Annotated in this window: 8 protein-coding genes and 1 pseudogene; 8 read left to right on the forward strand and 1 reads right to left on the reverse strand. The window is 64.3% G+C overall.

Going from position 1 to position 9,294, the window contains the following annotated elements:
- Positions 1–86, forward strand: a pseudogene (locus tag Q1V43_RS03735) (IS6 family transposase); the annotation flags it as partial.
- 38 nt (positions 87–124) lie between these two features.
- The gene (locus tag Q1V43_RS03740) at positions 125–1,246 is read left to right on the forward strand and encodes a type IV secretory system conjugative DNA transfer family protein (protein WP_300514066.1); all 1,122 of its coding nucleotides are present in this window, start codon (positions 125–127) and stop codon (positions 1,244–1,246) included.
- A 177-nt stretch (positions 1,247–1,423) separates the two neighbouring features.
- Here the strand turns inward: Q1V43_RS03740 and Q1V43_RS03745 are convergent, their stop codons facing one another.
- Positions 1,424–2,371, reverse strand: coding sequence for a helix-turn-helix domain-containing protein (locus Q1V43_RS03745; protein WP_300514068.1), 948 nt, complete (start codon positions 2,369–2,371; stop codon positions 1,424–1,426).
- 303 nt (positions 2,372–2,674) lie between these two features.
- Between Q1V43_RS03745 and Q1V43_RS03750 the strand changes: the two genes are divergently transcribed.
- The 6 genes from Q1V43_RS03750 to Q1V43_RS03775 all read left to right on the forward strand — a co-directional run bounded on the left by Q1V43_RS03750 (position 2,675) and on the right by Q1V43_RS03775 (position 9,191).
- The gene (locus Q1V43_RS03750; protein WP_300514070.1) at positions 2,675–4,423 is read left to right on the forward strand and encodes a hydantoinase B/oxoprolinase family protein; all 1,749 of its coding nucleotides are present in this window, start codon (positions 2,675–2,677) and stop codon (positions 4,421–4,423) included.
- An 83-nt stretch (positions 4,424–4,506) separates the two neighbouring features.
- Entirely contained in the window at positions 4,507–6,630 is a 2,124-nt protein-coding gene (locus Q1V43_RS03755) for a hydantoinase/oxoprolinase family protein (protein ID WP_300514072.1), read from the forward strand.
- 1 nt (position 6,631) lies between these two features.
- Entirely contained in the window at positions 6,632–7,357 is a 726-nt protein-coding gene (locus Q1V43_RS03760; RefSeq protein WP_300514074.1) for an ABC transporter ATP-binding protein, read from the forward strand.
- Complete coding sequence (locus tag Q1V43_RS03765) at positions 7,354–8,076, forward strand: ABC transporter ATP-binding protein (protein WP_300514076.1); 723 nt, start codon at positions 7,354–7,356, stop codon at positions 8,074–8,076. The genes Q1V43_RS03760 and Q1V43_RS03765 overlap by 4 nt, the downstream gene beginning before the upstream one ends.
- Positions 8,073–8,981 (forward strand): branched-chain amino acid ABC transporter permease, encoded by a 909-nt coding sequence (locus Q1V43_RS03770; RefSeq protein ID WP_300514078.1) that lies wholly within the window; start codon positions 8,073–8,075, stop codon positions 8,979–8,981. The genes Q1V43_RS03765 and Q1V43_RS03770 overlap by 4 nt, the downstream gene beginning before the upstream one ends.
- A gap of 3 nt (positions 8,982–8,984) precedes the next feature.
- On the forward strand, positions 8,985–9,191 hold the full coding sequence (locus tag Q1V43_RS03775; RefSeq protein WP_300514080.1) for a hypothetical protein: 207 nt from the start codon (positions 8,985–8,987) through the stop codon (positions 9,189–9,191).
- Positions 9,192–9,294 lie beyond the last annotated feature (103 nt).

A 9,294-nucleotide genomic window follows, 5' to 3' on the forward strand; every position in this document is an offset into this window, starting at 1 on the left:
TTGGCTTTTCAGGCGGCTGGACCGTCAATGACCAGAATGATTTGCTTGCGCGCCTCTTCGGACTGCAAAAGGTTAACAAAGCATGAAAATACCGGCCTTGGCTGGGTGATAGCTGCCTCCAGAAGTGTTTGCGACACGCCCGCAGAGCTTCTTCAATGCCGGCAAGCGGCTCTTCATCGCCTCGTGCCTCTACGCCATCGAACAGCGCCGCCCAACTTTGGGCTTTGCCGGTGAGATCATGGCCGGGGGTGGCGACAAGAAGAAGAGCTATACGGCCATTGCCGAGACCACGAGCATCCCGATCGTCTCCCGCACCTTCCTCGAAATGGCCGACGTCCCGGAAAAGACCCTCGGCGCCTATGTGTCCGTCATCCAGGGATCCGGTCTGGAACTCTGGAATGACCCCGCGGTCGACCGGGTGACCTCGGCCAGCGACTTCGACTTCTCGACCTTCCGCCGCGATCCCCAAAGTCTCTATATCGTTGTCCAGCCCGAGCACCTGAAAACCCTCGCCCCACTCGTCCGGCTTCTCTTCGCGGATGCCATCGCTTCCCTCCAGCGCCGTGAGCCTGGTCCGGACGAACCCCATGCGGTCATGTTCCTGATGGACGAGTTTGACCAGCTCGGTCGGCAGCCCCTCGTCCTCTCCTCCATCAAGACCATCCGCAGTTTCGGCGGCCGCTTCTTCATCATCTCCCAGACCATTCCCGGCCTCGATGACCTCTATGGCGAGACCGGGCGGCGCTCTCTGCAAGGTGGGGCCGGTGTGCAGATCTACATGACACCTCAGGACGATCGGACGGCCGAGGTGCTGTCGAATGCCTTGGGGCGGTCAACCATCACCGCCGTGACCGAGAGTCAGTCGCGGGTACGGGCGTTGGAGGACAGTGCCAATGTCAGCCGGCGGTCGGAAGAGCGGCCGTTGATCTCGGCGAACGAGGTGCTGCGGTTTCCGTTGGATGAGGTGCTAGTGCTGCCCGAGGGACAGTATCCGATCCGGGCGCGACACATCCGCTACTACGAGGATCGGCATTTTGGGCCGATTGATCGGGCGCGGAAGGGGAAAGCGTTGCCGACAATACAAGGGGGCGGGGCGGATCGTAGGCTAGCGCCTGTCGGGAAGCTGTCAGGGTTGACTGCGTCCGCTGGACCTGCGGGCACCGAGGTCTTCGTAGAAGCGGCACGGGTATTTCAGGAAATTGCGAAGAGCGCCAGGCGGACACGGAAAGTGCCGGCTCGGGTCTAACCGGTGCTTGGTCGCTGAACCTCACCGCATGCTTCAACGGGCAGATACGGCCCTTTGCGGACTGTCGACCATCCACGCGCTGACGTCTGCTTTCCTGTGCTTTGTTTGGAAGCCGCGCTCATAAGGGTGGCAATCGGAGCGCAAAACCGCCCGAGCCACGGGCGGTGGAGGGGAGCGTCAATTGGTAGGACTCCGTCGCCATTCCGAGGGGGCCACGCCAAACTTGGCCTTGAACAGCCTTGAAAACTGCGCCTGATCGCAGAAGCCGAAGCGGTATGAAATCTCGGCCATCGACAGCGCGGGCGAGGACAGGATCAGTTCCTTTGCCGCTATCAACCGTTCATCCCGAATGAACTGGGAAACGGTCTGGTTCGTGTCGCCGAAAAGTTCGTGCAGATAGCGCTTCGAGATGCCACAGGCTTCGGCCACGAATTCGGGCGACAGGGTGGGGTTGGACAAGTGCTTGCGGATCACCTGTTCCGCCCGCCGCAGATGTCCGGCCCGCACTGAGGTGCGCACTTGATGGTCGTCTGTCGCAGATTCGTCGAGCACGAGGGCAAGGACATCGACGATCTGCCGACCGAGGATGTCAGCAGCACGCCCCGCCGACAGGGGCAGCGAATGCAGCTGATGCATCATCGAAGTGAAGAGCGACGGAAGACCGCTGCGCGAGTCGATCGTCCTTGCACAGAACCTATCGGGATCGCGGACCTTCTCGGCCAGTGACTTCTTGCTGATCTTCAGGACACTCAGCTCGTTCGCCGTGTCATAGGAAAAGCGGTAGGGTTCGTCACCGCGTTCAATGATGAAACCGCCGGGGTCGCAGCGGACCTCGCGTCCCATCTGCTTGAACTCGACCGGGCTCAGGCGGGGGACGGTGATCAGGTATTCCTCTTCGCGCGTGTGCGAAATGTGCGTCGGCCTGCGTTCGTATTGCAGCGGTTCCGTCGCCAGCCGCGACAGCGACACATTTCCCATCTGCCGCTTTTCTAGCGTGCCCGAAAAGGCGGCCGCGTCGCGAAAGGTCAATTGCAGGGGAAAGTAGGTTTCGCCGATCACGCGTGTCCAATGTGCCGAACGCTGGTTCGGCAGGATCTGCGTGGTGTTGTGCGCGACGATTTCCATGCGCCCTCTCCCCAAAGCGCTGCTTTAGAATTGGTAGGGCCGAAACCGCATCGTATCAAGTCTTATCAATCCGACCGGCCCCCGCGGTGCGCCCTGCGTCAAGGCTTTGCGCGCCCAGCGTCAAGCGCGGCCTGCGGATTGCACGGAGATGCAAAGGATCATGCCCCGCGCTGCAAGAATGCGGCGCGGATTTCCGCCAGTCTTCCGGAATGACGAGAGGCTGGAAAACAGTCCGGGTTCAGGGGGTCATCTGCAACGCTTCCTGCGATCCGGCGCCGTTTTCCCATCCGGGGAGGAACAAGGATGACCAAACGCAATGTGGACCCGATCACGCTTTCGGTCGTGCGGGGCGTGCTGGAAACCACACAGCGCGAGATGACCCTGACGCTGGAACAGACGGCACGGTCTTCGGTGTTCAATCTGGCGCATGACTATTCGACCGCGCTCTTCAACCACACGCCCGAGATGATCCTGCAAGGGCAGGATATCCCGATACATCTGGGCAGCCTGATCCCAGCGATGAAGTCGGTCGCCAATTTCTTCGAAGGCGACATCCACGAAGGCGACCTGATCCTTCACAATGACCCCGCCTATGGCGGCAGCCACATCATCGACACCTGCATGTACATGCCCGTGTTCCATGAGGGCGAGCTGGTCTTCTGGACGGTCTGCAAGGGCCACCTGACCGATATCGGCGGTCCGGTTCCGGCGGGCTACAACCCTAATGCGACCGAGATTTTCGCCGAAGGCCTGCGCATCCCGCCGGTCAAATTGTGGGATCGTGGTCGGCCGCGCAAGGACGTGATGAACCTGCTTCTGACCAACATGCGCGCCCGCCGCGATCAGGAAGGCGACTTTAACGCGCTCATCGGGGCCTGCCAGGTGGGCGCGCGCAATCTGGTCAATCTAATGAAGAAATACGGCAAGGATGTCGTGCAGGACTGCATCGCCGAACTGCTCGACATGGCCGAAGCGCATATGCGCAAGCTGATCTCGGACGTGCCGGACGGCACCTATACCGGCACCGCCATCCTTGAAGATGCAGGCCACGGCTACGGTGATTTCGAGATCACGGCGACCGTGACGGTCAAGGGCGAAGGCTGCCACATCGCCATCTCAAGCCCGCCGCAGATCCCCTATTTCATCAACAGCTACGAAGGGAACAGCCATTCTGGCGTCTATCTGGGGCTGATGATGTTCGCCCAGTTGCCGCCACCCTACAACGAAGGGCTGTACCGCTGCGTGACGACCGACATGGGGCCGAAGGGCACGCTCTGCAACGCGAAGTCCCCCGCGCCGCATATGAACTGCACCACGACCCCGATGGAGACGCTGACCGATGCGGTGCGTCTGGCCTTCGAACAGGCCGCCCCGCACAAGGTTTCGGCAAGCTGGGGCCATGCCAATGGCTGCAACATCGCGGGCTGGGACAAGCGCCACGATGAGGAATACGTGACCATGGTGCTCGCCTCGATCATCTCGGGCGCGGGGGCTACGGCGCAGGCAGATGGCTGGCACGCGGTGGGACCGGAATGCTGCTTCGGCGCGCTCACCTCCGGTGATATCGAGATGTTGGAACACAGCTATCCGATTATCATCCATCGCTATTCGCTGATGGAAGACTCGGGCGGTGCGGGTCGGAACCGGGGCGGGTCGGGCACGTGCTGGGAAGTCGAACCACTGGATACCCCGATGACCCTGATCACCTTCGGCGAAGGACGGCGTATCCCCGCCATGGGTGCGGCAGGGGCTAAGTCCACGCTCGTCTCGTCAAAGGTCGGGCGGCTTGAGGTCACGCGGAATGGGCAGACCCAGATCATCACCGACAATGTGATCGAAACCATCCAGCCCGGCGAACGCGCGGCCAACAAGAACCCCGGCGGCGGCGGCTACGGCAACCCCTTCGAACGCGACGTGCAGAAGGTGGTCGAAGATGTGCGCAACGGTCTGGTCAGCCTCGAAGGGGCGCGGCTGGATTACGGGGTGGTGATCGCAGACCGCGACAGCCTGACCGTGGATCACGAAGCCACCGCCCGCCTGCGCGCCGCCTGAACCGCCCAACCCGAACCGAATGCATCCGGACGCGGGGACGCCTGTCCCCGCCAAATCCCGGACACCCCGAAAGGACCCATCCCATGCAGAACCAGTATCGTCTCGGCATCGACGCGGGCGGCACCTTCACCGACTTCATCCTTGCCGACCGCAAGGGCAGCGTGCGCATCTTCAAGGCGCTGTCCACCCCGAACGACCCCACCGCCGCCATCCGCAACGGCCTGAAACTGATCCAAGAGGAAACGGGCCTTTCCCCCGAGCAGATCGTGTCGAATGCGGATCTGTGCATCAACGGCACCACGGTCGGGCTGAACGCGCTGATCACCCACAATGGGGCTAAGACCGGCCTGATTGCCACGCGCGGCCATGAAGACAGCATTGAAATCCGTCTGGGCCACAAGGAAGACGGCTACCGCTACGACCCCGAATACCCGCCCGCGACCATGCTGGTGCCGCGCTACCTGCGCCGGGGCGTGGCCGAACGGGTGCTGTCCAACGGCAAGGTCCATACGCAGCTGAACGAAGAGGACGTGCGCGACGCCTGCCGCCACTTCCTGCGCGAAGGGGTGGAGTCGGTGGCGATCAGCTTCGTCTGGTCGGTCCTGCACCCCGAACACGAGGCCCGCGCCGCCGAGATCGTACGGGAAATGATGCCCAATGTCCGCCTGACCGTAGGCAGCCAGCTTTACCCGCAGGTGCGCGAATACACCCGCACCTCGACCGCGATCGTCAACGCCTACCTCGCCCCGATCCTGCAACGCTATGTCGAAGCGGTGGATGCCTATTTCCAGTCCCTCGGCGCGCGCCATCCGGTGCGCTACTTCCAGTCGAACGGGGGTCTGGCGCTGGGACATGTGGTCAGCGACCAGTCGGTCTATGCCATCAATTCCGGTCCCGCCTCGGCCCCGCAGGCCGCGCTCTGGCTGGGCGAGCCGTGGGGGATGAAGGACATCATCACCGTCGACATGGGCGGTACGTCCTTCGACATCACCCTGACCCGCGACGGGCGGGCAAACGTGTCCAAGAACATCGACTTCCTGCGCTACCGCATCGGCATCCCGATGATCCAGGTGGAAACGCTGGGCGCGGGGGGCGGGTCGATCGGCTGGATCGACAGCATGGGGTTGATGCAGATGGGTCCGCAATCGGCAGGCTCGGAACCCGGCCCCGCCTGTTATGACCAGGGTGGCGAAAAGCCCACCACGACCGACGCGAACCTTGTTCTGGGCTATCTCAACCCCGATGGCCTTGTCGGGGGCCGACTGCCGCTGAACGTCGAAAAGGCCCGCCGCGCGATCAAGACGCATCTGGCCGACCCGCTGGGCATCAGCATCGAAAAGGCGGCCTACGGGATGTTCACCATCGTGAACAACAACATGGTCAACGCCATTCGCCGTGTCTCGGTCGAACGGGGCTATGACCCGCGCGACTTCGTGCTGAACTGCGCGGGTGGGGCGACGGCGGCACATATCACGGCGCTGGCGCGCGAGATGGGCATCCGCAAGGTGCTGATCTCGAAGCTCGCCTCGGGCTTGTGTGCCTTTGGCCAGATCCTGTCGGACGTGAAATACAACTACATGGCCCCCGTCGCCGCGCGTCTGGAAGGGGCCGACTCCGCCGCCCGCCTGAACGTGCTCTTTTCCGAACTGGAAGACCGGGGGCGCACCGACCTGATGGCAGATGGCTTTACGGATGAACGCATCTCGGTCCGGCGCAGCCTCGACATGCGCTATGTCGGGCAGGTGCATGAATGCACCGTGGATATCGAGGCCTTCGAGATCACCGAAGCCGCGCTGGACCGCCTGAAGGCCGCCTTCCATGCGCGTCACGAAGAGCTGTACACCTATTCCGAACCGCACAGCGCGGTCGAGGTGGTGAACGTCGAAAGCGCGATTACCGGCGCAGTGGACAAGCCCGGACGGATGGCCTCGGCCCCCGGCAAGGGCGCGCATTCCGCGCTGAAGGGGACGCGCGAGATGATTTTCACGGCCGACGGCATCGCGCACGAAACGCCGGTCTATGACGGCGCGCTTCTGGGCGCGGGCGACCGCATCACCGGCCCGGCGGTGATCCAGGAGGTGACGACGACCATCGTCATCGAACCCGGCTGGATGGCCGAACTCGACGCCTCGGCGGTCTATGTGCTGACCGTGGCCGCCGACACCGCCGCCCATCAGCGAACCGCGCGCACCGTCGAGGTGGTCTGACATGGCTCTGGCGCTGGAACAGGTGGGGGTGGCCTTCGGCGGCTTCCGCGCGCTGACAGAGGTCTCTCTGTCAGTCCCCGAGGGGGAAGTCGTCGGGCTGATCGGCCCGAACGGTGCGGGCAAGACGACCTGTGTGAATGTCCTGACCGGCTTCCAGCGCCCGTCGTCCGGGCGGGTGCTTCTGGATCGGCGGGACGTTTCGGCGCTGCCCGCCCACCGCCTGCGCCGCGCCGGTGTGGCGCGCACCTTTCAGGCCGGTCGCCTGTTCGGCGGTCTGGACGTGCTGGACAACCTGGCCTGCACCGGCGTCGGTCTTGGCCTGCGCCGGGCCGAGGCGGAACGGCAGGCAAGCGACCTGCTGGGCTGGATGGGAATTGCCCCTCTTGAAAGCCGCCCTGCCGCCGGTCTGCCCTATACCGACGAACGGCGCGTGGCCATTGCCCGGGCGCTGATGGGCGAACCCGCCTATCTGCTGCTTGATGAACCCGCCGCCGGCATGTCCGAGGCCGAGGCGAAAGATCTGGCCGCCCTGATCCGCCGCATCGCCCTTGACCGCGGCATCGGCTGCCTGCTGATCGAACACAATGTAGGACTGGTCCTGTCGGTCTGTTCCGATGTCGTTGTGCTGGATGGTGGCCGCGTCATCGAACACGGCGACCGGAGCGTGATCCTCGGCTCCGCTGCTGTGCGCGAGGCCTATCTCGGCGCCCATGCGGAGGCGGCATGATGGCCAAGCTCGGCATCTTCGACCTTGCGGTGCGCTACGGCAAGCTGACCGCCATCGCAGAGCTTTCCTTCACCGTGGCCGAAGGGGAACGCGTTTTCATTTCGGGTCCGAACGGGGCGGGGAAGTCGTCGCTCTTGTCTGCCATTGCGGGTTCCGTGCGCGCGGCGCATGGCCGGATCGAGATGGACGGAGACATCCTGTCGGGCCTTGGGCCAGAGGCCATCGCGCGGCGCGGACTGTCGATGGTGCCGGAAGGGCGTCGCATCTTTGCGGGCCTGACCGTGCTGGAAAACCTGACCGTCGGCACCGGCATGCGGCGGGATCGCAGCGCGGTCGCCGATGATCTGGAAACCGTCTTCACCGCCTTTCCGATCCTGCGCGAACGCGCAAGGGCCAGTGCGGGTGCCTTGTCGGGCGGGCAGCAGCAAATGCTGGCCATCGCCCGCGCGCTGATGACCAACCCCAAGGTGATGCTTGTGGACGAGCCGTCCCTTGGCCTCGCCCCCAAGGTGGTGGACGAGGTTTATGACCGTCTCTGCCAGCTTCAGGCCGTGCGAGGGCTGACCCTGGTGATCGTCGAACAATCCTCGGCCCGCGCGGCCCGGGTGGGGGGGCGGATGCTCCTGATGCGGGGTGGCCGGATCGTGGCCGATGGCGACGCCACCGAATTCGCGGCCCGCGACCTGTTGACCGAAGCCTATTTCGGAGGTGCGGCATGAGCCTGCAACTGCTGTTCGACGCGCTGGCGCTGGGGGGCATCTATGCCGTCGCCGCGCTGGGCATCGCGCTGATCTTCGGGGTGATGCGGCTGGTCAACTTCGCCCATGGCCAGTTCATCGCCTCCGCGGTCTTTGCGCTGATCGTGCCGTCAACCGATGCGATGGCGGTGCTGGGGCTTGGCGCGCTGCCCGCGCCGGTTCTGGTGCCGTTGATCCTTATGATCGGGGCAGGGCTGGCCCTGGTGGCCGAGGCGCTGGTCTTCCGTCCGATGCGGAACGCCTCGCCCGTGGCGCTGATGGTGGGCAGTTTCGCGCTGGGCGTGGCGTTGCAGAACCTGCTTTTGGTGCTTTACGGCGGGCGGCCCAAGGCTGTCAGCCTCTGGGCCGAGCTGGGCCAGCCCGTGCAGGTGGCGACAGCCTCGGTCCCGCTGCTGCAACTGATCGTCATCGCGGCGGTGGTGGTGATCCTTGCGGCGCTGGCGCTGATGCTGCGCAAGTCGCGGCTGGGGCTGGAAATGCGCGCGGCGGCCGAAGATTTCACCATGGCGCGGATGCTGGGCGTGCGGTCGAACCGGGTGATTTCGGGCGCCTTCGCGCTGTCGGGGGCCTTGGCTGCCGTTGTGGCGCTGGTCCTTGTGGCGCAGACCGGCGTGGCCGATGTCCGCATGGGCGGGCAGATCATGCTGGTGGCCTTCATCGCCACGGTCGTGGGCGGCATGGGCAGCCTGTCGGGCGCGGTGGCGGCCGGGCTGGGCATCGGCGCGGCCTCTGCCCTGTTGCAGGCGGGATTGCCTGCCGAAGCGCGGCCGTTCCGCGATGCCTTCCTTTACGGCGGCGTCATCCTTGTTCTCCTCTTCCGGCCGCAGGGCCTTTTCGCCCCCGTCGGGGCCAAGCCGAGGGTCTGATCCATGACCAGCCAACACACGATCCGCCGCCGCATGGCGGCCACGACGCCGGTCCTTCTGGCCCTGATCCTTGCGGGCTTCGTCCTTGCCGCGCTGGCGCTGGGCGACCGCGCCATCGCCCGCATGGCCGCCGAGACGCTGATCCGCGTCACGATGGTCGTGGGCTTCTGGAGGCCTTGTCGCAAATTCTTCAGGTTAACTCGATGTTGACCATGGGGAGAGAAGTTGCCGCTCCTGATATTGCGGAGCGAGCCGATGATTTTGAATACCATTGCCGAAAAGCTGAAGCGCCAGTCGAAGGATGATTTCAAGG

Source organism: Aliiroseovarius sp., from assembly GCF_030148435.1.
Classification (GTDB): Bacteria; Pseudomonadota; Alphaproteobacteria; order Rhodobacterales; family Rhodobacteraceae; genus JASBTN01.

Coding starts and splice junctions, on each gene's coding strand:
- Q1V43_RS03760 (WP_300514074.1), top strand. CDS start 6,632: ATGGCTCTGGCGCTGGAACAGGTGGGGGTGGCCTTCGGCGGCTTCCGC.
- Q1V43_RS03745 (WP_300514068.1), bottom strand. CDS start 2,371: ATGGAAATCGTCGCGCACAACACCACGCAGATCCTGCCGAACCAGCGT.
- Q1V43_RS03765 (WP_300514076.1), top strand. CDS start 7,354: ATGATGGCCAAGCTCGGCATCTTCGACCTTGCGGTGCGCTACGGCAAG.
- Q1V43_RS03750 (WP_300514070.1), top strand. CDS start 2,675: ATGACCAAACGCAATGTGGACCCGATCACGCTTTCGGTCGTGCGGGGC.
- Q1V43_RS03755 (WP_300514072.1), top strand. CDS start 4,507: ATGCAGAACCAGTATCGTCTCGGCATCGACGCGGGCGGCACCTTCACC.
- Q1V43_RS03775 (WP_300514080.1), top strand. CDS start 8,985: ATGACCAGCCAACACACGATCCGCCGCCGCATGGCGGCCACGACGCCG.
- Q1V43_RS03770 (WP_300514078.1), top strand. CDS start 8,073: ATGAGCCTGCAACTGCTGTTCGACGCGCTGGCGCTGGGGGGCATCTAT.